This window comes from Algoriphagus aestuariicola (assembly GCF_017254835.1).
Taxonomy (GTDB): Bacteria; Bacteroidota; Bacteroidia; order Cytophagales; family Cyclobacteriaceae; genus Algoriphagus; species Algoriphagus aestuariicola.
Genome location: NZ_JAFKCW010000002.1, coordinates 316003 through 338769 on the forward strand (window position 1 = coordinate 316003; position 22767 = coordinate 338769).

The following is a 22767-nucleotide window of genomic DNA, read 5'->3' on the forward strand; positions in this document are numbered from 1 at the left end:
TTTCTTTTACCAAAGGGAGCAAAAGGTAAACATAAGCGGCGGTACCGTCCCACTATTTTGGGGATTTTCCTTCCAGCTCCCCCTTCAATCTTCCAGTAAAGAGCGGCTTTCTTTCTCGGGTAGCTCCTGAACTTCCTTGAGTTTCCTTTGGATAATGCGGGTTCTAACGCCGACCAACTTGTCCAATTCCGTGTTGGCTTCATGCAGTTTCTTTTGCGTCTTTTCGAGCAGGGTTCCAAACTTCCCAAACTCTGTCTTAATCGCGCCAAGAATCTGCCATACTTCCGAACTGCGCTTTTGGATGGCCAAAGTACGAAAGCCCATCTGGAGAGAATTCAGGATCGCCGACAGCGTCGCTGGACCAGTCACAATCACTTTGAAATCCTGCTGGATTTGCTGGGCAAGTCCCGGCTCCCTGAGTATCTCCGCGTAGAGGCTCTCCACCGGAAGGAAAAGAATCGCGAAATCGGTGGTCCCCGGAGGCTGGATATATTTGCTCTGGATGTCCAGTGCGGACTTCCTTACTGCCCGGATCAACTCCAGTCTACAGGCGTCGATGGCCATTTTCTCCCCCAAATCATAGGCATCCACAAGGCGAAGGTAGGATTCTTGGGGAAACTTGGAGTCTATCGGCAACAGCACTTGACCATCCTGACCAGGCATTTTCACCGCGAACTCTACCCGCTCCCGTCCGCCGCTAACCGATGCATTGGAGACGTATTGATCGGGAGAAAGCATATTTTCCAACAAAGCTTGCAACTGATACTCGCCCAAGACGCCGCGACTTTTGACGTTAGTCAGCACTCGCTTCAGATCACCTACGCCGTTTGCCAGGGATTGCATCTCACCCAGCCCCTTTTGAACCGCCTGCAGCTGGTTGCTGACCATCTCAAAAGACTGCCCCAGCCTAGCTTCAAGTGTCTTCTGAAGCTTCTCGTCGACAGTCTCCCGGATCTTCTCCAGACGCATTTCAGTATTTCGGACTAGCTCGTCCTGCCTTCTTCCCAGTTCCCCAAATTTCTCCCGCTGGAGATTGTTCAAGTCTTGCATCGTGCCTCTCACCACATCTCCAAATGCCTTGAGCGCATCGTTTTGATCTTTGGCTCCGGCGCGCTGGTTTTCGAAGATCAGCCCAAATTGACGGGCGAGGTTCTCACCGGACTCTTTGCGCGACTCAGCCAAGGCTTGCGCCAGCTCCTTACTAAGCCTAGAAAGTTCAGATTGGATAAAGAGTTTGTCCTGATGTCCTTTACCCCTGAGCAAGACCACAATCAGGGTTATGATCTGGATTGCGATCACAAGGAAGAACAGCGTTTCAGTGGGCATAGGCCAATTGTTTTGGGAGCTCAAGGTAGTTTTTTCTCACCCTCACACCCAGAAAGGCCAAGTATTCTGAGACAGATTCCGTCGGAAATTCCTCCATAGGCACATGTCCCGCCTCTTCGACGACTACCACGTTGGAGCCTGGAATCGCCTTTTCAAATGCATAGGCGTGGGAAATAGGAATCCAGGAATCCTTCGCCCCCCAAAGTATCAGCGTCGGCATATCTAGACGACGGAAGTCCAAATCGGATTTGCGCACTTTCATTCTGTCCAGCGTGGCCCGTCGGTTTCCCTCCCGAAGCATCAATTCGTAATAGCGATCAATGGTCTCCTCCTCGATTCTGGATTTGTCCCCATAGACATTTTTCAGATTCATGGCAAAGAGAAACTTGGGGGTGCATTTCACCACCAGCTCCGAAAACAACGGGTTTTGTACCCAATTCAAAATCCATGGCCTTTCCTCCGCCTCAGAGCGAAAATCCGTCTCGAGACTGCGGGACTCGCGCTTGGGAGCACCAGAGGCGTCCACGAGCGTGAGTGTCAAAACCTTGTCAGGACGAGTCGAACCGACATTTATTGCCACCGCGCCACCCATGGAACTTCCGACTAGATGGAATTCTTCGAGGTTGAGTTTCTCAGCCAGGGAAAGTACCAAGTCACTGTAATCCTGCGTCGAGTATCGCTTCAACTCATCCGGGCCTGTAAGGCCGTGACCGGGAAAATCCAGGGAAATGGTCAAAAAATACTGGCTCAACTCCTTCTGCCAAGCATCCCAGGTATGCAGGGATGCAAAACTTCCGTGCAACAAAATGATAGGCTGGCCCTCTCCCATCATCCGGATATGGATGCTCCTGCCATCGACGTCCAAAAAATGCGACTGGGGAGTCCTGTATTTGACCACCAGCTCATCCGCGGGGATGTCGCCACGGTAAAGCAGCAGAAAAAAGAAGACGCAGCCTAACAGTAAGCTTCCCAACAACTTCCCCAGACCTTTGAACCAATTCATAAGACAATATCCAGGCAAATATTTTCAGCCTGCTACCAAAACCTACGAAAATTCTTTCCAAATCTCTATTTTCAAAAAAATTCATTCCTTGAGTCTCAAAAATCTTTTTGGAAACATCGGCCCTGGACCACTTGTCGCCGCGGCGTTTATCGGGCCAGGGACTGTCACCGTCTGCACCCTAGCCGGAGCGAATTTCGGTTTTTCCCTGATTTGGGCTGTGGTCCTCTCGGTCTTGGCTACAGTGGTCCTCCAGGAGATCTCGGGGAGGATTGGGATCATCACGGGCACAGACCTGAGTACGCTGATTAGAAATCAAAAAGACAAACCGTTTTTTAGAATTGCCGGAATGGTCTTAGTGCTGATCGCCATCGTGCTCGGAAATGCCGCCTATGAGGCCGGAAACATCTCCGGCGCCAATCTCGGTTTATCATTCTATTGGAATGCCCCAGCCTTGGATCTTGGAAGTTCGGAATTGCAGCTCGGCAACTTTCTGTTGGGAACGCTCGCATTTGTCCTACTATGGCTGGGCAGCTACAAGATGCTAGAGCGGATCTTGGTTGCTTTGGTGATCCTGATGTCTTTTGCTTTTTTGACGACGGCTGCATTGACAAAACCGGACTGGTCTCGACTTTTGGCAGGCTTTGTCCCGAGCTGGAATGAGGCCGAGATACCCACCCTCGTCGCCCTCATAGGCACGACCGTAGTTCCCTACAATCTTTTCCTCTATGCCTCATTGGTCAACAAGCAATGGAAAGACGATTCCGATCTGGTCCACATGAGGAGGGACATTTCGATTTCCGTGATCTTGGGCGGCCTTGTTTCCATGGCCATTTTGATCGTCGGCGCGGCTAATACCAGTGCTGAAATAACCTCCGCTATAGATGTATCCAAAGGTCTGGAGTCTGTGTTCGGGAGTTTCGCCGGGTATTTGATGGGCTTTGGACTACTGGCGGCGGGTATGACGTCCGCCATGACCGCTCCCCTTGCGGCCGCATTCGTAGTTTGTGGGATATTGGGCTGGGATACGGACGTCAAATCCAAAGGAATGAGGTTCAGTATGGGAGCCATCGTTTGCTTAGGTTTGGTCTTTTCATCACTTGGAATCAAGCCCGTGCAGCTCATTACCTTGGCGCAATTGGCCAATGGCATCCTGCTTCCGGTGATCAGCGCCTGGATCATCTGGATTGCAGCCCAACAGTCGCTTTTGGGTAGCTACAGAAACAAGCCTTTGGCAACCGCCCTAGCCAGTGCGATTTGGTTGGTTACGCTGGTGTTGGGAATCAAAAGCGTGGGCGCCGTTTTTGGCTGGTTTTAAAGTCAAAGCCTACAGATCATCCGCACTGAAAGTGTCCCCTTGTCGCAAATCCCCTGTCTCAAAACCCTTCTTAAACCACTTCATCCGCTGGGCCGAGGTCCCGTGGGTAAATGAATCCGGCACCACCCGTCCGGTAGATTGCTTTTGGAGTCTATCGTCGCCAATCGCATTGGCGGCATTGAGCGCCTCCTCCAAGTCGCCCGCCTCCATCATCGCTGCAGACTGCTGGCTGTGATGGGCCCAAACGCCGGCCAAAAAATCTGCCTGTAGTTCAAGTCTAACCGAATTTTGATTGTACTCCTTTTCGCTCACCCTGCCCCGAAGATTGTGGACTTCATCCGTAATCCCCATGATCTTTTGGATATGGTGCCCCACTTCATGGGCAATCACGTAGGCGTAAGCAAAGTCTCCCCCTGCCTGCAGCTTGGTCTCCATGTCCTGGAAAAAACTCAAGTCGAGGTATAGTTTTTCGTCAGCAGGGCAATAGAAAGGCCCTGTCGCGCTGCTCGCTGACCCACAAGCTGAAGAAACAGAGCCAGTGAAAAACACCAAAGTCGGCTCTCGATAACCCTGGATCTGCGTGTTCCACACGTCCTCGGTATCTGCTAGTATAGTCGCGGCAAAGGTAGCCATCTCCTCCTCCTCTGCACTCGGCGCGTAATTTTCCGAAGTAAAACCTTGGCCACCACCGCCACCCAGCATTCCTCCGATCAGATTCAGCGGATTATACCCCAACAGCACAGAACCAACCAGAAATACCCCGACCAGGATCAATCCCGTCTTGGAGAAAAGTATTCTTAAAAGCGGTCCAATCAACAGGGGATTGAATCCACCCGCTCCCACCCTCGGTCCTCCCTGTCCCCGTCTATCCTCGATATTTGAGCTCTGTCTTCTGCCTTGCCATTTCATATTTATGTCATTTAAATTTAAAGGCCTTTTGGGATCCCGTATGATGGGCAGTTAGTGCTCCAGTGATAGATTGACACATGCTCGATTTCATGGGATAAAAAATTTGTTTTCGGTTAAATTTAACCAAATTGATCCATCAAGAATTAAGCTAATTCCGTATTTCATCAATTCCAAAAATAATACCCATAACCTATGAAACTGAAGTTTTTTGCCTACGCCTTGTCCATTGCTCTGTTGGGCGCTTTTGATTCCTTTGCCCAAGAAGCATCCTATCTTGGAACCAAGCCTCCAAAAGGTGCAAAAGTCTACCTTGACGGCACCGCGAAATCACTCCACAAAAACTGGAAATATTGGGAAGGACCGCGGTTTTCCGCTGAGATGCCCATCAAATGGCCCGAGGTCACAGATCCAGTAGACGGTGGCAAAGCCATCAGTAGCAATGATCCAGCGGCTGCCGGTGGTAAATACGGCGCAGCGGACATCGTGACCAAGGACGAATTTCGGGACTTCGAAGCCCATGTGGAATTTTTGATCGCAAAGGAAGGCGGCAACAGTGGCGTTTATCTACAGAACCGCTACGAAATCCAAGTCTTGGACGGAGACTATGGAACACACGGCATGGCCGCAGTGATCAACGAGCATCTTCCCACTTCTGAGGAATACAAGGGCATTAGCAAGTGGAATGCCTACGATATCCAATTTAGGGCGGCCCGCTTTGTAGATGGAAAACTGACGGAAAAAGCTCGTGTGACACTCTACTTTAATGGGGTGAAAATCCATGACGACGTGGAGATACAGCAGGTCTGGGGTGGCCCGAATTCAGGAATTGATGGCGGGAACGATGGCGGGAAAGGCATCACCGATACCCCAGGCGGACTAAAGCTACAAGCAGAGGGGCACGATGTGCTTTATCGCAATATTTGGATCAAGGCCGTGAAATAAGTGGCTTTGAAACCTTAAAAAATTGAAAACCCGACATCAATTGGTGCCGGGTTTTGCTTTTCGTCAATTCACAGTAAGTATATCCGATTCCTAGAAGCCCTTGCGGATCGTCTCAGCAATTTCCGCCAGTTCCTCTTGGCTTAGTTTCAACTTCGGTCTTGAAAAATTGACATCATCCATGGTTTTCATCGGGATCAGGTGGATATGGACGTGGGGTACTTCCAGTCCGATCACAGCCACTCCCACCCTCGTACACTTGATGGTCTTGTCTATGGCTTTTGCCACCTTCTGTGCAAATACGGTGAGCCGAGCCAAGGTATCCGGATGCATATCAAAAATATAGTCAGTTTCTTCCTTTGGCACGACCAGCACGTGGCCTTTTACCAAAGGCATAATATCCAGAAATGCTATGCAATGCTCGTCTTCGGCGACGATGTGTGCGGGAATCTCCCGGTTGATGATTTTGGAGAAAATGCTTGCCATAGTGTTTCAAAAAAAAATCCCGGGACAATCCGGGATGATGATCAATATTTAATGTCCAGAATTTCAAACTGCAACTTGCCGGCAGGGGCATTGATCTCAGCGATCTCGCCGATACATTTGCCTACCAGACCCTTTCCAAAGGGAGATGCAAGAGATATCTTCCCCGCTTTCAAGTCAGCTTCCTCTTCAGATACCAACTTGTAGCTTACGGTCATGCCGTTCTTCACGTTTTTGATCGTCACGGTGCTTAGGATGCCCACCTTGGAAGTGTCCATTTGGGAATTGTCCAAGATACGGGCGTTGCCTACTACCGCTTCCAATTTGGCGATCTTGAGTTCCAGAAGGCCTTGAGCGTCTTTCGCCGCATCATATTCCGCGTTTTCGCTCAGGTCACCCTTGTCCCGCGCCTCGGCAATCTGACGGGCTATATCTGTCCTGCCTTTGGTCTTCAACTCCTGAAGTTCATCCTTCAGCTTCTTCAGTCCTTCCTCGGTGTAGTATTGTACTTTTGACATAGTTTTTTGCTTTTTCGAAAGGCACAAAAAACAAAGTAACGGTCACGTGGTGGAGACCGTTACTTTGTTTTTGCCTTTATTTGATAAGCAAAGATAGGAAAGCTTTTTGACTAAGCAAGACCTTGGAGCTTCGGCGCTCCGCCCCTCAACGCGTAATTTATTCTTTAAAAGCCTTTCTGATCTTTTTGACCAGCACCTGGTTGATCTTCACGTAAGACTCAAAAGTCCAGCCCGCCACGTGGGGGGAAAAGAGGACGTTCGGTCTCTGGGCAAGTTTCTCAAATTCCTCTTTTTGTTCTGGAGTAAACTTCTTGAATTTCTCATTTTCCAGTACATCCAGCACAGCCCCGCGAAGAACGCCCAGATCCAGTGCGGCATTCAGTGTGGCAAAGCTGACCACCTCACCCCTCGCAGTATTGATCAGCCAAAAAGGTTTCGAAAAGCTCCTAATTTCATCCAAAGTAAAGAAATTGCGGGTCTCCTGTGTCAGCGGAACGTGGATGCTGAGGACATCAGCTTCGGCCTTTAGTTTTTCCCAGGTCACCTCCTTGACGGGTTCCTTCGTGTAGTCGATCTTGTATTTGTCAAAGGCTAGAATCTTCACGCCGAATCCGCCGAGGCGTTTCGCGAAAGACTTTCCCATGTTTCCATAGCCCATGATCCCCACAGTCTTTCCCATCAGTTCGTCTCCACGGTTTCCTTCCCTATCCCAGATTCCTTTGCGGACTTCCGAATCCGCCTTGATGATATGGTTGAACAAAGCCAACAAGCCTCCCACCGCATGCTCTGCGACGGCGTCTCGGTTTCCCTTTGCTGCGTGAAAGAGTTTGATCCCGCGCTGCACCATGTAGTCCAAGTCGATCTGATCCAGCCCAGCTCCCGCCCTTGCTATAAATTTGAGCTTGGACGCTTTTTCCATCAATTCCCGATCCATGGGAGTCTTGGAACGAATAATAAGCCCTTCGAATTCGCCAACCTGGTCTAGGATTTCCATGCGGGTGATCTTGGGAGAATAGGTAACCTGATGTCCATCTTTTTGCAGCATATCCATAATGCTGAGATGCATCTCGTCGATAATCAGAATTTTCATTTCTAAAGTTTGAGTAAAAGCATCGCGACAGCGAAATAAACTGTCAATCCCAACAGGTCGTTGGTCGTCGTAATGAAAGGCCCCGATGCGATGGCCGGGTTGATTCCAAATCTATTTAACACTAACGGAGTCACGGTTCCCATAAACGAGGACAACAAGACCACACAAAACAACGAAAACCCAATTGTAACTCCGAAAATCGGTTCAAACCTGTAAACAAAAACCACGACTAAAAACACGAATGCTCCCAATACGACTCCATTTAGCAACGCTACAAAAAGTCCTTTCAAAAAACGCTGCATCGGCGTATCGTCAAAAGCTGATTTGGATGCCAAAGACTGGACGATGAGTGAAGATGCCTGGATTCCGACGTTTCCTCCCGTCGCCGCAACGAGTGGGATAAACGAGGCCAGCGCCAAGTATTTGCTGAGCCCCATTTCAAAATAGCCAATAATTTTGGCCCCCATCAGTCCACCTAGCACACCGATGAGCAGCCAAGGAAGTCGGGCTTTCGAGATTGTGAGAACGGAATCGGACTCTTCAATATCCGCCGACACCCCCGCCATCGCCTGGATATCCTCCTCGGCCTCCTCCTGCACGACGTCCAGAATATCATCGACGGTGATTCGGCCGACCAGCTTTTTCTTGGCATTGATGACAGGGACGGATTCCAAGTCATATTTCCTCATGATGGCAGCCACCTCCTCCTGATCCATGTGGACAGGTACCGAGATGACATCCTCGTCGTAGATATCTTCAATCTTGGTATCGGAAGACGCCAAAATGATCTTTTTCAGCGAGACCCTGCCAAGCAACTGCTGCCGATTGTTGACCACATAGATGGAATAGATTTTTTCGACGTTTTCGGCTTGGCGGCGGATTTCCGCGATGGTCTGGACAACGTTCCAGTTTTTGTTGGCCCGGATGAATTCCTTCGCCATGATACCACCAGCTGTGTCCTCTTCATAGCGGAGGAGTTCGAGGATCTGCTCGAGCTTGACCCGGTCTTGGATTTCGGCAATGACTTCTTCCCTTTCTTTCTCGGGGAAAAGGCTCAAAATATCCGCCCCATCATCGGAATCCATCAACTCAATCCATGAAGCGACTTCGGACGTCTCCAGCTCACGAAGTACCTTGACCACCGTGTCTTCATCCAGCTCGATCAGGATATCCGCTGCCAGCTGTTTTTCCAGCAATCGCAGCACATAGATCGACTCCTGCATGCTGAGCTCATCCAGAATCGCAGCGATATCCGCCACATTGACCCCCTCCAGGGAATCCCGGATAAAGTCAATATTCTCCTGCTCGATCCCCTGCTTGAGGCTTTCCAGATATTCCTTCGATAGCTCAAATTGCTTAATTGGCTCCACGACCTTTCTCGATTTGTTGGGTCAAAAACACAAAATCCGCCACATCCAGCTGCTCAGCGCGTTTGTCCAAGATAGGATTGGATCTGAACTCTTCGGAAAGTTCAAATGATTTGAGCGCGTTTCTCAGCGTTTTTCTCCGGGTGGAGAAACCTCCTTTGACGACTTTGAAAAAAAGACGCTCGTCGCAGTCCAACTTCTCGACGGCGTTCCTTGTCAGCCGGATCACTCCCGAATTGACCTTCGGAGGAGGATTGAACACTCCGGGCGGTACGGTAAACAGGTATTCGATATCATACCAAGCCTGCAAAAGAACAGACAAAATACCGTAGTCCTTGTTTCCCTTAGGGGACGCGATCCTTTCGGCGACTTCCTTCTGCAACATACATACCACTTCTGTCACGCGGTTTTTCTCTTCGAGCACTTTGAAAAAAATCTGGGAGGAAATGTTGTAGGGGAAATTTCCCGCTATCGCGTACTTGTCCGGCAGTAGAGTACTCGAGTTGTATTTCAGATAGTCACCCTCGATGATTCGGTCTCCCAACTGGGGATATTTCTGATGTAGGTAGGCGATGCTCTCTTTGTCGATATCTATCAGGTAAAGTTCCTGGGGGTTCTTCAGGAGAAAATCCGTCAACACGCCCATCCCGGGGCCGATCTCCAACACCTGGTTTACACCTCCATGCCCTTTGACGGCCTGGGCGATACGCTCGGCAATGCTCAAATCGGTCAAGAAATGCTGTCCTAGATGCTTTTTGGGTTTGACTTTTTCCATCCTCGGGCTCTGATAAATTTTAATAAATTGCAGCCTAAAATTAAGGGAATATTCCAAAACGGCCGGGAATTTTGTCCTGGCCCCAAATTCAGCAGATCAAATCATGAACGCCAAAAAGCAAAGGCCCATCCTCGGGATCAGCATAGGAGACATCAACGGAATAGGGATAGAGGTCACCTTGAGAGCCTTATCCGACAGCCGCGTGTTCAAGTCATTTACGCCACTGATATATGGGCATGGCAAAGCGTTGACTTTTTATCGTAAGCTCATGAGTTTGGATGATTTCAATTTCACCCAAATCCGTAGCTTGGACGAAATTCAACACCGCAAGATCAACGTGATCAACGTGTCGGAAGACTGTCCTGAAATCATCCCTGGCGTGGAAACCGCAGAGGCTGGCAAAATGGCCCTCGAGGCCCTCCGAGCGGCGGTCAACGATCTCAAGGAAGGGAAAATCAAGGGGCTGGTCACCGCGCCGCTGAACAAAAACAACCTCAACTCAGCCGAATTCAAATTCATTGGACATACCGAGTTCATCACTGAGGCCGTTGGAGCCAAAGACAGTCTGATGATGATGGTGGACGAGACGATCCGCGTCGGCATGGCGACTGGCCATCTGCCTTTGGCAAAAGTCCCGCAAGCCATCACCAAAGAACGTATTCTTCAGAAAGCGAACATTTTTCTGAAAAGTCTCGAGACAGACTTTGGGATCAACAAGCCCAAAATCGCCATCCTCGGATTGAATCCGCATGCCGGCGAGGATGGGCTGCTGGGCGAAGAGGAAGAAAAGGTCATCAAACCCGCCATCCGCGAGCTCAAGGACCAAAACAAAATGGTCTTTGGCCCCTATCCTGCAGACGGCTTCTTTGGGATGATGCACCACAAAAAGTTTGACGGAGTGCTCGCAATGTACCACGATCAGGGATTGATTCCGTTCAAGTCCATCGCCTTTAGCTCGGGGGTGAATTTTACCGCCGGATTGCCAGTCATTCGCACCTCTCCCGACCATGGCACTGCCTACAACATCGCAGGAAAAAACGTGGCGGATGAAGGTTCGATGCGAGCTGCTTTGTTTTTGGCAGCGGACATCATTAACCACCACGAACCAGAGGAAGTGGAAACCTGAGCAGTTTAAGTTTAAAAACAAAGCCAAAAACCAAATATTATTTTAAGATCCGCTTTAGCAATTTTAAATTATTACCTACATTTGCGGTCTTAAATCGGGAGGACAAATCGTGAAATTCTGGAAAAGCTTTGATATTGAGATCATTAAGTTCAAAGAAGGAAAGCACGAAATCGACTTTGAAATTGGGGATTCTTTTTTCCAAAACTTCGAAGACAACGAAATTGTCGAAAAAGGAAAGCTGACCACACGGGTCATCATGGACAAAGGGGCTAATGTAATTGAGCTCACTTTCCACATCAAAGGCACTGTGCAGTTGACCTGCGACCGCAGCCTGGAGTTGTTTGATCATCCCTTGGATTTCACCGAAAAGATGATCTACAAGTATGGCGGCGAAGAGCAGGAGATAGATGAAAACGTCTATATGATCACCCGGGATACACCCACGATCAATGTGGCGCAGCTGATCTATGAATTTATCCTGCTGGCTCTACCGGCCAAGAAAATCCATCCAGACTACCTAAACGAGCTGGACGATGAAGACTTGGACGTAGACGGAGGATATGTGTACATCGACGATGAATTGGAGGGTGAAACCGAGGACGAAACTCCTGACTCGAAGGAAGAAACCAAGCCTGTCGATCCCCGATGGGAACAATTGATGAAGTTAAAAAACAAAGAACAATCATAAACCACGCATAAAATGGCACATCCTAAACGCAAAATTTCGAAAACCAGAAGAGATAAAAGAAGAACTCATTACAAACTGGAAGCTCCGGGATTGGCGAAATGCCCAACTACCGGCGAAATGCACCTGCCTCACAGAGCATTCTGGCTTGATGGCAAATTGTACTACAAAGGACAGGTAATCATCGAAAAAGAGGTAAGGGCTTAATTGCACTCCGACTCCAACACCTATAAATCCACTCCCGCAAAGGAGTGGATTTTTTGTTTTCACAAACTGAAAAGACCTGACTTGCAAGGAGTTTAGCCAATGTGGGCGCTTAGGTTTTGGTGGTCAGATGGCATTGTACTATTTTTGGCCTTCCTCGGGCCATGCCTGAAATACAAACAACCCATTTTGGGGCATCTATAGCTATTCCTGCTCCAATTAAACCTATACAAATGGACAAAATAAGAGCCATGATCACCGGCATAGAAGGCTATGTACCCGAATACCGGCTGACAAATCAGGAGCTTGAAACCCTCGTCGAGACCAATGATGAGTGGATTGTATCCCGCACTGGCATCAAGGAAAGAAGAATCCTGAAAGGAGAAAACCAAGGTACCTCTGTAATGGGAGCGGCCGCGGTAAAAGGACTCTTGGAAAAAACAGGAACAGATCCGATGGACATCGAGCTGATCATCTGCGCGACCGTCACCCCAGACATGCCTTTTCCCTCCTCGGCCAACATCATCGCAGATATGGTCGGTGCCAAAAAATCCTACAGCTTTGACATCAGTGCTGCCTGCTCCGGATTTCTATATGCCCTGCAGCTCGGTGCCCAGTTCATCGAAAATGGAACACACAAAAAGGTGGTGGTCATTGGCGCTGACAAGATGTCGGCGATCGTCGACTACCAAGATCGGACTACCTGCATCCTCTTTGGTGACGGAGCGGGAGCTGTTTTGCTAGAACCGACCAGCGAGAAACTGGGAGTCATGGACACCATTCTCAAGTCTGACGGAGCTGGAGCACCCTACCTGCACATGAAGGCTGGAGGCAGCCGCAAGCCCGCCACGGCCGAAACCTTGGCAGCGCGGGAGCACTTCGCCTACCAGGAAGGCTCCACCGTTTTCAAGTTTGCCGTGACCAACATGGCTGATGTGAGCGCAGAGGTGATGGAAAGAAACGGACTGACCGGAGAAGACATTGCCTGGCTCGTGCCGCATCAGGCCAACAAGCGAATCATCGATGCAACTGCCAACCGCATGGGCGTAGGGTCAGACAAGGTCATGATGAACATCGAGCGCTATGGCAACACGACTGCTGCCACTATCCCACTGTGCCTTTGGGAGTACGAAAGGCAACTGAAAAAAGGCGACAACCTCATACTGGCTGCCTTCGGTGGCGGCTTTACCTGGGGCTCCATCTACCTGAAGTGGGCCTACGATCCAAAATAAACAAACAGAACAAAACTCAATATTATGGCAAGTACTGCGGATTTTAAGAATGGACTCTGTCTGGAAATGAACAACGACATCTTTTCGATCGTCGAATTCCAGCACGTGAAACCAGGAAAAGGAGCAGCCTTCGTGCGTACCAAACTGAAAAGCCTGAGAACTGGCAAGACCCTGGAAAAAACCTTTAACGCCGGCGAAAAAGTCACTACCGCCCGCGTGGAAAAAAGACCCCATCAGTTTCTCTACAAAGACGACATGGGGTACAACTTCATGGATACGGAGACATTCGAGCAGATGTCACTCGAAGAGCGGCTGATAGAACGTCCAAACCTACTCAAAGATGGGCAGCTTGTCGACATTCTCGTACATGCGGAAAACGAAACCCCGCTGTCAGTTGAATTGCCCCCGTTTGTAGAACTGATGATCACCTACACCGAGCCAGGCATCAAGGGCGACACCGCTACCAACGCCTTGAAACCTGCCATTGTGGAGACCGGCGCTACCGTCATGGTACCGCTCTTCGTGGATCAAGACATCATGATCAAGGTGGATACCCGAGACGGCTCGTATTCAGAAAGAGTAAAATAAATATTAATAGCTGCACGATTTGCTTAAATTATGCAGCTTTTCTGTTTTTAACCCAAATCAAGATGTCTCAAGACATTGTACCAAAAAAGAACCCTATGAAAGCTAAAGAGATCCAGGAATTGATTGACTACATCTCCAATTCCGGCCTGGCAGAGGTCAAAATCAAGACCGAGGAATTCGAACTTTCCATTAAAAAATACGCCGAGAGCGCGCAAGTAGTACATGCTGCCGCTCCAGCTGCTCCGGCTCCAGCTCCGGCTCCAGTCGCCGCAGCTCCAGCACCAGCTGCTGCTCCCTCAGCTACCCCAGCCGCTACTCCTTCCAACTTGGTAGAGATCAAATCCCCGATGATCGGCACCTTCTACCTGACTCCAAATCCCGACTCTCCAGCCTTCGTCAGCGAAGGATCTTCGGTGAAGGCAGGCCAAACCGTCTGTATCATCGAAGCCATGAAGCTCTTCAACGAGATTGAATCCGAGGTGTCGGGCAAAATCGTAAAAATCCTCGTTTCCAATGCCACTCCGGTAGAGTACGATCAGCCTTTGTTCTTGGTAGATCCGGCGGGTTGATTTTTTCACTAAACAGAACTAGACCGTGTTTAACAAAATATTGATTGCAAATCGAGGGGAAATTGCGCTTCGCGTGATCCGCACCTGCAAGGAGATGGGGATCAAGACCGTGGCCGTTTACTCCACCGCGGACAAGGACAGTCTACATGTCCGATTTGCTGACGAAGCCGTCTGCATCGGTCCCGCTCCTAGCCGCGAATCCTACCTGAATATTCCAAGAATCATCGCTGCCGCCGAAATCACCAACGCGGACGCCATCCACCCCGGATACGGGTTCCTTTCCGAAAACGCAGAGTTTTCCAGGATCTGTGAAGAATACGGGATCAAATTCATCGGCGCGTCTCCAGATATGATCGCCAAAATGGGCGACAAGGCGACTGCCAAGGCAACCATGAAAGCTGCCGGCGTACCTACCATTCCGGGCTCCGATGGATTGCTCGACTCCATCGAGCAAGGCTTAAAGATTGCCAACGAAATGGGCTATCCTGTGATTCTGAAGGCAACCGCTGGAGGCGGTGGCCGCGGAATGCGCATCGTCAAAGAAGACAAGGAATTCAAAAAGGCCTGGGACGATGCCAAAATGGAATCTGGTGCAGCCTTTGGAAACGACGGACTCTACCTTGAGAAATTCGTGGAAGAACCGCGTCACATCGAAATCCAAATAGTCGGAGACAAGACTGGAAAAGCTTGCCACCTGTCGGAGCGCGATTGCTCCATCCAGCGAAGACACCAAAAATTGGTCGAAGAGACTCCTTCTCCTTTCATCACGGATGAACTTCGTGATGCCATGGGCAAAGCGGCAATCAAAGGCGCGGAAGCCATCGGCTATGAAGGCGCGGGGACGATCGAGTTTTTGGTTGACAAAAACCGCAACTTCTACTTTATGGAGATGAACACCAGAATTCAGGTGGAGCACCCAATTACGGAAGAAGTCACCGATTTTGACCTCATCAAAGAGCAAATCAAAGTTGCTGCGGGCGAGACCATTTCTGGCAGAAACTATTTTCCGAAGCTGTATGCGATGGAATGCCGAATTAATGCCGAAGATGTGGCCCATGGATTCCGACCAAGTCCGGGCAAGATCCTCAACCTTCATATCCCTGGTGGACGCGGAGTGAGAGTGGATTCCCACGTGTATGCAGGCTACGTGATCCCGCCGAATTACGACTCCATGATTGCGAAACTCATTGTAAGTGGTCAATCCAGAGAGGAAGTGATCGTGAGGATGAAGCGCGCCTTGGAAGAGTTTGTGATCGATGGGATCAAAACGACCATCCCCTTCCACATCGCCTTGTTGGAAAACGAACAGTTTAAAGAAGGGAACTTCACCACCAAGTTTCTCGAAACTTTTGACTTCTCAGTTTTCAAAGCCTGAAATTCAAACTCAATACAAACGAAAGCAGCCGCTCGAATACGAGCGGCTGTTTTTTTTTAACTATTCGCTAAGGCTCTACCTCTATTTTTCTTTGGAGTTTCTCGAATTCGGAATTTCCGAAGAGCCAAGTCTGAACTACCCAATCTCCCGCGGTATCGAACCGGAGATTTTCCGCCCGGCTCTTGCCCCGCTCAAAGGTCAAGCTCGGATCCAAGTATTGAAGTGGATTTGCCGTGGCGACTTTGACCATACGATTGGAATAGTCCTGAATACGGGGAACGCTCACATCCGAAAGGAAGTATCGCTGCTTTGGCACGTTGTTTTTCAAAAAGTAGCTGTTGTTTTTGGTATATAGGACCAACAGGCCGTCGCCTACGGCCTCACCAAGATTAGTGGCTTCTACGGTGGATCTATGGTAGTAGAGCTCTATACGATCCAGGGTAGTTAGATCGATATTCCACAGTTCGTCTAGAGATGCAGGTCGATAAAAATCAATCAGTACCAAAGGTTTTTTGTTAAACTTCACGTGCTGATTGTCCGTGTTGGCAGCGAAGATCTCCTTCCCTCCTCCAGAACTTGTTTTCTTCAAACGAACCTGTGGAATGATCTCCTTGATCAGCGACTCCAAGTCAGAAAACTCCTCGTAATCCTCAAGCTTGTAAACTCTGTCTGGGGTAAAGGGCGACTGCAAGGAGGCTACTTCATCGCCGATTTCAAAGTGTTCCTGATAGACCCTTCGGTCGATCTCCTCTTCAATCAGAGTAGTAGGCAGTGCGAATCCCACTCTTGCCGGTGCTGCTGAGCTCTTGAAGCGATCCGCAATGGATACAGACCATACCTTATAGTCAAACATTGGACTGTAGTCCTTTAGCAACCGGGGATTTTCGACAATATCGTCCAGCGCGGCTACCAAATTAGGCTTTGTATTTTTGGATGTTAGGCTTTCCCAATTGGGATGGTTGAGGATTTCCACGAATTCAGATACCCGCGCATTCTCCTCCCTTACAGCCATGACCAGCCCGCTCTTATACTGCTGGGGAAATCCCGTCAAGTCCAGCTTCATCCCCTCGCCCACTTCGCCCTTGGAACTGACCTGCAGCTGCCCTTGGCTTGTGGCTGGCAATTGCGCCTGATACGTCCAGACCAGACGGCCTGAATCGTCCACTACAGAAATCATGAATGAGTCAAGATTTTGGTAAAGCGTCTTGTTGAGCTGAGTCTTACCTCCGTCAGCCTCCAACTCCTCCAACACCGTCCAGTCCTTGTGAGTCACGACTTTGACTTTTTGTGCTGTCAGGTTGGAAATCAGGGCAAACTCAGCGGGATCCCAAAACCAGCCCTGCGGATAAATCCTATGCTCCCTATTTCGGAAAATGATGCGATAAGAACCCGACGGTTTGACTTTCGAGAGTACCTTTTGCCAAGGAGCAACTGATTCGAGCACCTCGAGCGTATTTCCCGAAAGATCCTGTATCTCGATTACCTCCGCTTGGCTGGAGGTATGGTAAAGGCTTACAGAAGCGTTTGCAAATGGAATTTTTTCCCAAAACAAAGCTGGCTCACCCTCCGCCCGGGTTGCCGTGGGATTGGTAACCAAAAACTCCTTTTTCGCAATAGGGAAGTCTTGGTAGTTGGACATCCATTTGGTGTACACGACTATCGCAAACACTCCCGATTGGGCCGTCTCTGGTATAAAAACGTCACCATAGACCATATCCTGACCAGTCATCAGCATCTTTTCCTCGTGAATAGGCTTACCAGATCCATCCAAAACAGCGATGTAGGCCAACTTGCTGTACCGGTAGCTATCGTGGTTTTTAAGCAACTTGGCTGCAAACCAGATCCGGTCTCCGGAAAGATAAAAGTCCCGGTCAGTGATCACTAGAAAATTTTCGAGCTCCTCGCTTTGCAGGTCAACTTGCGCCGAAAGTAAAGGCTTCAAGGGCCAGCAAATAAGGAAGACGAAGAGGATAAATCTTACTCTCATGGCAAAAACGGTTCGGGGGTTTCGGGTAGGGCATCTTCATACACATCGTGGCAACTGTCATCCGGAGCCTCCAGATGTGGAGTGAGATCAAAAGCGAATGTCAACTCGGGATAATGACGATAAATCTCCGCACGATAGATCATCTGGTTAAAAGTGTTTTCCTGAAAAACTGTGAAGTTTCCCAATACTTCCTGCTCGGGATAGTTTACATTCTTGACATTACCCCTGATCTTGAAGGGTGCTGGATCAAAGATGCTTCCCGTACTCCGCTGTTGTTTGTTGATCTGTTGAAGGTAGTCGAAATTGGCCTTGGATACAGTTTTGATAGTGGATTGAAGGTAGAATCTCCCGAGTGAAGTGATTTCGAGTTCCGCTAGCGTCACTGGCTTTGGGCTGTTGCGGGTTCCGCTGGACTCCAAGTTCATTCCAGTAAAAATATAAGGCTGGTCAAGGTAGCAATTGCAGACACAATTTTCCGGACCACCTGTGGTAAACACCTCAGAAATGCCCTTGGCCTCGATCAGATAGCCGACCTCTTCCATGGATGAGTTGGTAAGGTTCAGGTTTAGCTCTGCAGTCGTACCAGGTACCTGAATAGGCGTATTCCCGGAAATGACGTATACCAGTTTTTCTCTGGCGACGATTTGAAAATCCCCCTCTGTAGTAGCCTCTGGCATCAGCACCCAATCGGACTCGTATTTTCCCTGCTGGGTAGTCAGATGAAGGCGATATTTTCTTCCGGAGGGAAAAACCTGGCCCTTGCTAGGCCAGTAGGCCAGTGTGGTATCTGAGGTGTTTCGGAAATAGACTCGCCCCCCTGTCTCATCCTCCACGTAGATTTCGGAGGTGGGCACTTTGGAATACCTGGGCTCACGTGTACCGGAAAGAAACGGAGCAGACCGGTATACACGCACATAGGACTGTTCTGAGGTGCGGCCAAGCCAAGCATCGATCACGAGGTTGGACTCTGAGGACGGGACACTTAGATAAATCTCGTCTATACAAGCCGTCAGCACCAAGCACAAAAGGATTATACCTATTCCTACTTTACCCATCTTTTTCCCTGACTGTTTTCAAATGATGAATTGAACTGAACTATATATCTCATAAATCTCGGTAAAAGGTCACTATTACTTTTGTGAAGCTTAGGGCAAAAAAGGATCTGGCGGAATAGCAGTGGCTCCAAAGTAATACTCCGTGCAGCTGCCTACCACGACTGGAAGTGGTTCTATCCGGTGGTTAAGGCCGATCGCACTTGACCTTATTTGGCTGCGATAGAGCATTTGCTCATGTTGGCTCTCTTGAAAAAGGAAAAACCCACCGAGAACGGTCTCGTTTTCAGCTCCCTTTTTCTTGATGTTTCCCTTTACCCGAGAGGGCGCTGGATCAAAGATACTTCCGGTGTTACGTTGCTGATCGTTCACCCGGTTGAGGTAATCCAGCCCGGATTTGTTCAGGGTTTTTACTTTCGTACTCACAAAATATCGCCCGAGATAGCTGAGCGAGACGTCTCCGATCGTTGCTTGAAAGGATACTCCTTGGAAGTTCTTGTTGGATACCACATTCATTCCAGCAAAGATGTCCGGATCATCTTCAAAGCAAACGCATCGGCAACGATCATTGCTGGAACTGGTATACAGTTCGGTGATTCCCGAGGTTCGGATCAGGTATCCAAATTCGCCAAGACCAGGATCGGTTAGTTTAGCCCGTACTTCGGCAAAAGTCTGGGTTTGGAAAAATGGCTCGGCTCCGGAGGTCAGCATCACCTCCTTTTCAATGGCTTTAGCCACTATATCCTCAATCTCCACCAAAGGAGGCATCACTTCCCAACTGCTTTCAAACACCTCTCCCTCTGCCGTTTCAACGAGGAGTCGGTAGGATTTTCCCGGGCTGGGCTGGAAACTCCAAGTCTGTTTGAACACGGTAGGCTCCACTTGGCTGAAAGGAATGGTTTGGCCATCTTTTTCCTCAATTTCAACACGTGTCACCGGGACGCTGAGATAGTCGGGATTTAGGATCCCTGACATATATGGGACGGTTCGGTAGATCTTGACATAGGTATCCTCTGGGACATTGCCCATCCAGGCATCGACTACCAGCGCCTGATTGGACTCTACGATTTCCAAGTTAATCTCATCTACACACGAGGAAACCGACAGTAAAGCCAAAAGCAGCGCCGCTATCGTATACTGCTTTTTCATCGGATGGAGAAATTGTAAGTGACCGAAGGAATCATGGTGCCGATCACCGCTAGGCGATAGGACTTTGGAATACCCACCTCTGGCGAGGGCTGGAAAAACCAGGAGAATGCATTTCTCCTGGCGTAGGCATTGTACACAGAAAAGGTGATGTAGCTGCGGAAGTCGCTGTTTTTCTTTTGATAGAAATAATAGGTCAAGCCCAAGTCCAGCCGGTGATAGTCGGGAATTCTCGCCTGATTTCTCTCCTGATAGTCGATCACAATCTCTCCGCCAATATCATAGATCCCACTCGGCAGCGTGATGGGACGACCCGTACGATAGTTGAAGGTAGCATTGAAGGACACCCTCTTCACAGGCTGCCAAGTCGCCACCACAGTCACATCGTGGGGCTGGTCCCAGTTGGCTGGAAAATACTCACCGTTGTTGATCGGTTCGCCGAATTCAGGTGCCACTTTTCTCAGCGTTCGGCTGTAAGTGTAGGAGACCCAGCCATTCACCTTGCCCCCGTTTTTTTTGACCAAAAACTCAGAACCATAGGCATAGCCGCTTCCCATCACCAGATCCGTCTCTAGGTTTGGATTTAGAAAAAGCTCTGCGCCGTCCCTGTACTCCACGATGCTCGGCATGTCCTTATAATAAAGCTCGAGTGAGGTTTCAATCTTATTCTGGTTCAAGTTTTTGTACAGGCCTAAGGCGTATTGCCAAGATGTCTGGGGCTGAACGTAGCTATCGCTTAGCTTCCAAAGATCCACTGGCGCAGACGCAAAATTGTTGGTGAGCAGGTGCAGGTATTGAATACTTCGGTTGACTGATGCCTTGAGGGAAAAATCCTCCGTGAATGCATACCTCAGCGTCAACCTCGGCTCAAATCCCCCATAGGATTTGATGACCTCCCCAGAATTGTAATAGACCGTATCGGTGATCGTCTCTGGTTCCATTGGAACGCCAGATTGATAAAGGTAGACTTCCTTTGGCCCCATCGCCGCAAAATGCGAATAGCGCAATCCTACCTGTCCCTCCAGCCGATCATTGATTTTCCATGGCATTTGGAAGTACATCGCACCTTCCAAACCTTGCTCATCCTGGATCAGCTCAGGATTGACTAGGCTTTCGGAAGAATTGGCTTTTAGGTCTCCCATACCCATCTGGTAGGAGCCGATCTGATAGCCAAATTGCAGTCCCTCGAGCTTTTCCCCCGACCACTCAAACTGCTGCTGCAAGCCGATGTAGTCAATGGACGACTGCAGTTCAAAGTCCAAGGGAGTTCGCTCTCCCAAGACAGAGTAGCGGTAGCCCGAATAGCTAAGATTGATTTCAGTCCCAAGGTTTTCGCCCCAATAAGCTTTCCATTTTAGGCTCGCAAGATTCGTCTGCCAAGTGTAAGCGGTGTCGGAATCGAATCGGAAATAATCCGTGCTGGTGTAAGCGCTAAGCACTAGGCTGTTTCGCTCATTGATAGTATGGTCTATGCGCAGATTTCCATCGAGAAAATTGGTGCTGCTTCCATTCACGCTGGGATTGGGGATCTTTTGCAGCACCCAAGTCGGATAGGCGGCTCGTGCCGTGGCCATCACTTGGGTCTTCTCACTCAAGGGACCGTTGAATCCTAGCCTACTTGAGAGAAAGCCTACGCCACCATTGAGCGACCAGCGCTCAGTATCGCCAGCTTTGGTTTTGATATCCAAAACCGAACTCAGTCTGCCTCCATAGGCGGCTGGAATGTCACCTTTGTATAGAGTTGCATCGTTGACCGCATCTTGGTTGAAGATGCTGAAAAAGCCAAACATGTGAGAAGGGTTGAATACCGGCGTGCCGTCCATAAGGATGAGATTTTGGTCCACTCCACCCCCACGCACATTGAAGCCGGAAGCCCCCTCTCCCACAGTAGAGACGCCCGGAAGCAAAAGCATGCTCTTGACCACGTCCACCTCTCCCAAAAGCGGCGGCAGCAGTTTCAGCTCCTCCATGGGCAGTCGGGTAGCGCCGGGAAGGGTGCTCATCACATTGGCATCGATAGCTCGGTCCGTCACGGTGACCAAATCCAGCTCGCTCACCGACTCAAAAAGCGTCACGTCAATATCTTGATCTCTGTAGATCTTCAGGATTCTCTGCTCGGTCTGCTTGCCCATGGAGCTGAAGTAGCCGATATAAGTACCCTCTGGAATATCGATGGTAAACTCTCCCCTGACATCAGCCTGCGCCGCCAATTCAAGCTGCGGAATGGAAAAAAGTGCGCCCGGCAACATGGTCTTCATTTCATTGTCGCGGATCTTGCCCTTTATAGTAAATATCTTCTTTTCGTCCGCTGCTACGGAACCGTCGGTAGTCTGCCGGTACCTTTCTCTGAGATAAGCAGGGTAGATCACCACGTAGCTCTCGCGAAAAGCAAAAAATGAGTAAGGCGTTCCGGCCGTAAGCGCCTCAGGCAAAATCTCCAAATCCCCCACAGTCACAGCATTCAGAGCGGCGACGTCCTTGTCGAGAATCAACAGACGCTTTCCCGATAATTCATAATACCTCTCCAATAGACCCGGTAGTGCGTTGGGATCAGTTTTTTGTTGGGCGGAAACCGCAAAAAAAACCAGGACAAGGCCCAGGAAGGTAAAGATTGCTTTCATTTAAATAGTTGGTCGTTTTCAATAGCCCAGCCAAATCTGTCCAAAAGTTCCATTTGCATGTCGGAAACTTGAGAATCGGTGATTTTTCCTTTCGGATGGTCTGGAGTCATCCAAATAATTCTGCGGAAAAACTTGGTCAAGTGCACCAAAACTTCCCAGAACGACAAATATGGGGATTTTAGGACTTCGAAGATGCTATCAATTATATTTCTCGTCAGTTTCCGCAAAAGTTTGACAAATGTCAATCCTAACGAAAATTAGCCCTCCCTCTCCTGGACGCTGCGATAGCCACCAAAAAGCCGGACGCTTTCATTGATTAGCACAAAGGCCCACCAACTCAAGCCAAGGTCAACAGCGGAGAAATTAGGAGATTAAAAAACTATTTCTTTGAGCAAGCTGGTGTCCCTTTAATTTCCTTTGGGCATCCGCACTATTTTAAAATTTTTCATTAACTTTT

Annotated in this window: 21 protein-coding genes; 9 read left to right on the top strand and 12 right to left on the bottom strand. The window is 49.3% G+C overall.

Annotated features, from left to right (window positions below):
• Window positions 1-84: 84 nt before the first annotated feature.
• A complete protein-coding gene (locus tag J0A67_RS08625) occupies window positions 85-1326 on the bottom strand; it encodes a DNA recombination protein RmuC (RefSeq protein WP_206568907.1) in 1242 nt (413 codons plus the stop codon).
• On the bottom strand, window positions 1316-2329 hold the full coding sequence (locus J0A67_RS08630) for an alpha/beta fold hydrolase (RefSeq protein ID WP_206568908.1): 1014 nt from the start codon (window positions 2327-2329) through the stop codon (window positions 1316-1318). Before J0A67_RS08630 ends, J0A67_RS08625 begins: the two co-directional genes overlap by 11 nt.
• An 88-nt stretch (window positions 2330-2417) precedes the next feature.
• Here J0A67_RS08630 and J0A67_RS08635 point away from each other — a divergent pair, with 88 nt between their 5' ends.
• The gene (locus tag J0A67_RS08635) at window positions 2418-3644 is read left to right on the top strand and encodes an Nramp family divalent metal transporter (RefSeq protein WP_206568909.1); all 1227 of its coding nucleotides are present in this window, start codon (window positions 2418-2420) and stop codon (window positions 3642-3644) included.
• A gap of 9 nt (window positions 3645-3653) precedes the next feature.
• Here the strand turns inward: J0A67_RS08635 and ypfJ are convergent, their stop codons facing one another.
• Window positions 3654-4553, bottom strand: a complete 900-nt coding sequence (gene ypfJ / locus J0A67_RS08640; RefSeq protein WP_206568910.1) for a KPN_02809 family neutral zinc metallopeptidase — start codon at window positions 4551-4553, stop codon at window positions 3654-3656.
• Between the two features lie 192 nt (window positions 4554-4745).
• On the opposite strand from ypfJ, the gene J0A67_RS08645 reads away from it, so the two are divergent.
• Window positions 4746-5495 (top strand): 3-keto-disaccharide hydrolase, encoded by a 750-nt coding sequence (locus J0A67_RS08645; RefSeq protein WP_206568911.1) that lies wholly within the window; start codon window positions 4746-4748, stop codon window positions 5493-5495.
• A 90-nt stretch (window positions 5496-5585) separates the two neighbouring features.
• Here J0A67_RS08645 and J0A67_RS08650 read toward each other — a convergent pair whose 3' ends face one another.
• From J0A67_RS08650 to rsmA, 5 genes are all read right to left on the bottom strand, one after another.
• Window positions 5586-5978, bottom strand: coding sequence for an HIT family protein (locus J0A67_RS08650; RefSeq protein ID WP_206568912.1), 393 nt, complete (start codon window positions 5976-5978; stop codon window positions 5586-5588).
• 41 nt (window positions 5979-6019) lie between these two features.
• Window positions 6020-6493, bottom strand: a complete 474-nt coding sequence (gene greA, locus J0A67_RS08655) for a transcription elongation factor GreA (protein WP_206568913.1) — start codon at window positions 6491-6493, stop codon at window positions 6020-6022.
• Window positions 6494-6650: 157 nt separating this feature from the next.
• The gene (locus J0A67_RS08660; RefSeq protein WP_206568914.1) at window positions 6651-7583 is read right to left on the bottom strand and encodes an NAD(P)-dependent oxidoreductase; all 933 of its coding nucleotides are present in this window, start codon (window positions 7581-7583) and stop codon (window positions 6651-6653) included.
• Window positions 7584-7585: 2 nt separating this feature from the next.
• Window positions 7586-8953 (bottom strand): magnesium transporter, encoded by a 1368-nt coding sequence (gene mgtE, locus J0A67_RS08665; protein ID WP_206568915.1) that lies wholly within the window; start codon window positions 8951-8953, stop codon window positions 7586-7588.
• Window positions 8940-9725, bottom strand: a complete 786-nt coding sequence (rsmA, locus tag J0A67_RS08670; RefSeq protein ID WP_206568916.1) for a 16S rRNA (adenine(1518)-N(6)/adenine(1519)-N(6))-dimethyltransferase RsmA — start codon at window positions 9723-9725, stop codon at window positions 8940-8942. Before rsmA ends, mgtE begins: the two co-directional genes overlap by 14 nt.
• 103 nt (window positions 9726-9828) lie before the next feature.
• Here rsmA and pdxA point away from each other — a divergent pair, with 103 nt between their 5' ends.
• The 7 genes from pdxA to accC all read left to right on the top strand — a co-directional run bounded on the left by pdxA (window position 9829) and on the right by accC (window position 15504).
• Entirely contained in the window at window positions 9829-10851 is a 1023-nt protein-coding gene (gene pdxA / locus J0A67_RS08675) for a 4-hydroxythreonine-4-phosphate dehydrogenase PdxA (RefSeq protein WP_206568917.1), read from the top strand.
• A 109-nt stretch (window positions 10852-10960) separates the two neighbouring features.
• Window positions 10961-11539 (top strand): YceD family protein, encoded by a 579-nt coding sequence (locus tag J0A67_RS08680; protein WP_206568918.1) that lies wholly within the window; start codon window positions 10961-10963, stop codon window positions 11537-11539.
• A 12-nt stretch (window positions 11540-11551) separates the two neighbouring features.
• Window positions 11552-11743, top strand: coding sequence for a 50S ribosomal protein L32 (gene rpmF / locus J0A67_RS08685; RefSeq protein ID WP_206568919.1), 192 nt, complete (start codon window positions 11552-11554; stop codon window positions 11741-11743).
• Between the two features lie 230 nt (window positions 11744-11973).
• A complete protein-coding gene (locus J0A67_RS08690; RefSeq protein WP_206568920.1) occupies window positions 11974-12972 on the top strand; it encodes a beta-ketoacyl-ACP synthase III in 999 nt (332 codons plus the stop codon).
• Between the two features lie 24 nt (window positions 12973-12996).
• The gene (efp, locus tag J0A67_RS08695; RefSeq protein WP_206568921.1) at window positions 12997-13560 is read left to right on the top strand and encodes an elongation factor P; all 564 of its coding nucleotides are present in this window, start codon (window positions 12997-12999) and stop codon (window positions 13558-13560) included.
• A 95-nt stretch (window positions 13561-13655) separates the two neighbouring features.
• Complete coding sequence (gene accB, locus J0A67_RS08700; protein WP_206568922.1) at window positions 13656-14129, top strand: acetyl-CoA carboxylase biotin carboxyl carrier protein; 474 nt, start codon at window positions 13656-13658, stop codon at window positions 14127-14129.
• Between the two features lie 25 nt (window positions 14130-14154).
• Window positions 14155-15504, top strand: coding sequence for an acetyl-CoA carboxylase biotin carboxylase subunit (accC, locus tag J0A67_RS08705; protein WP_206568923.1), 1350 nt, complete (start codon window positions 14155-14157; stop codon window positions 15502-15504).
• 67 nt (window positions 15505-15571) lie between these two features.
• Here the strand turns inward: accC and J0A67_RS08710 are convergent, their stop codons facing one another.
• From J0A67_RS08710 to J0A67_RS08725, 4 genes are all read right to left on the bottom strand, one after another.
• Complete coding sequence (locus J0A67_RS08710; protein WP_206568924.1) at window positions 15572-17491, bottom strand: hypothetical protein; 1920 nt, start codon at window positions 17489-17491, stop codon at window positions 15572-15574.
• Window positions 17488-18546 carry a DUF4249 family protein gene (locus J0A67_RS08715; RefSeq protein ID WP_206568925.1) on the bottom strand — a complete coding sequence of 353 codons (1059 nt, stop codon included), beginning with the start codon at window positions 18544-18546 and terminating at the stop codon, window positions 17488-17490. Before J0A67_RS08715 ends, J0A67_RS08710 begins: the two co-directional genes overlap by 4 nt.
• 90 nt (window positions 18547-18636) lie before the next feature.
• A complete protein-coding gene (locus J0A67_RS08720) occupies window positions 18637-19692 on the bottom strand; it encodes a DUF4249 domain-containing protein (RefSeq protein WP_206568926.1) in 1056 nt (351 codons plus the stop codon).
• Window positions 19689-22310: a TonB-dependent receptor gene (locus J0A67_RS08725; RefSeq protein WP_206568927.1), complete on the bottom strand. Its 2622-nt coding sequence runs from the start codon at window positions 22308-22310 to the stop codon at window positions 19689-19691. The genes J0A67_RS08720 and J0A67_RS08725 overlap by 4 nt, the downstream gene beginning before the upstream one ends.
• Window positions 22311-22767: the final 457 nt, after the last annotated feature.

What these genes read in the sequence shown, in the direction of transcription:
- pdxA (WP_206568917.1), top strand. Translation starts at nt 9,829, where the DNA reads ATGAACGCCAAAAAGCAAAGGCCCATCCTCGGGATCAGCATAGGAGAC.
- J0A67_RS08725 (WP_206568927.1), bottom strand. Translation starts at nt 22,310, where the DNA reads ATGAAAGCAATCTTTACCTTCCTGGGCCTTGTCCTGGTTTTTTTTGCG.
- ypfJ (WP_206568910.1), bottom strand. Translation starts at nt 4,553, where the DNA reads ATGAAATGGCAAGGCAGAAGACAGAGCTCAAATATCGAGGATAGACGG.
- rsmA (WP_206568916.1), bottom strand. Translation starts at nt 9,725, where the DNA reads ATGGAAAAAGTCAAACCCAAAAAGCATCTAGGACAGCATTTCTTGACC.
- J0A67_RS08660 (WP_206568914.1), bottom strand. Translation starts at nt 7,583, where the DNA reads ATGAAAATTCTGATTATCGACGAGATGCATCTCAGCATTATGGATATG.
- greA (WP_206568913.1), bottom strand. Translation starts at nt 6,493, where the DNA reads ATGTCAAAAGTACAATACTACACCGAGGAAGGACTGAAGAAGCTGAAG.
- J0A67_RS08625 (WP_206568907.1), bottom strand. Translation starts at nt 1,326, where the DNA reads ATGCCCACTGAAACGCTGTTCTTCCTTGTGATCGCAATCCAGATCATA.
- J0A67_RS08720 (WP_206568926.1), bottom strand. Translation starts at nt 19,692, where the DNA reads ATGAAAAAGCAGTATACGATAGCGGCGCTGCTTTTGGCTTTACTGTCG.
- J0A67_RS08630 (WP_206568908.1), bottom strand. Translation starts at nt 2,329, where the DNA reads ATGAATTGGTTCAAAGGTCTGGGGAAGTTGTTGGGAAGCTTACTGTTA.
- accB (WP_206568922.1), top strand. Translation starts at nt 13,656, where the DNA reads ATGAAAGCTAAAGAGATCCAGGAATTGATTGACTACATCTCCAATTCC.
- rpmF (WP_206568919.1), top strand. Translation starts at nt 11,552, where the DNA reads ATGGCACATCCTAAACGCAAAATTTCGAAAACCAGAAGAGATAAAAGA.
- J0A67_RS08715 (WP_206568925.1), bottom strand. Translation starts at nt 18,546, where the DNA reads ATGGGTAAAGTAGGAATAGGTATAATCCTTTTGTGCTTGGTGCTGACG.
- J0A67_RS08690 (WP_206568920.1), top strand. Translation starts at nt 11,974, where the DNA reads ATGGACAAAATAAGAGCCATGATCACCGGCATAGAAGGCTATGTACCC.
- efp (WP_206568921.1), top strand. Translation starts at nt 12,997, where the DNA reads ATGGCAAGTACTGCGGATTTTAAGAATGGACTCTGTCTGGAAATGAAC.
- J0A67_RS08645 (WP_206568911.1), top strand. Translation starts at nt 4,746, where the DNA reads ATGAAACTGAAGTTTTTTGCCTACGCCTTGTCCATTGCTCTGTTGGGC.
- J0A67_RS08710 (WP_206568924.1), bottom strand. Translation starts at nt 17,491, where the DNA reads ATGAGAGTAAGATTTATCCTCTTCGTCTTCCTTATTTGCTGGCCCTTG.
- J0A67_RS08650 (WP_206568912.1), bottom strand. Translation starts at nt 5,978, where the DNA reads ATGGCAAGCATTTTCTCCAAAATCATCAACCGGGAGATTCCCGCACAC.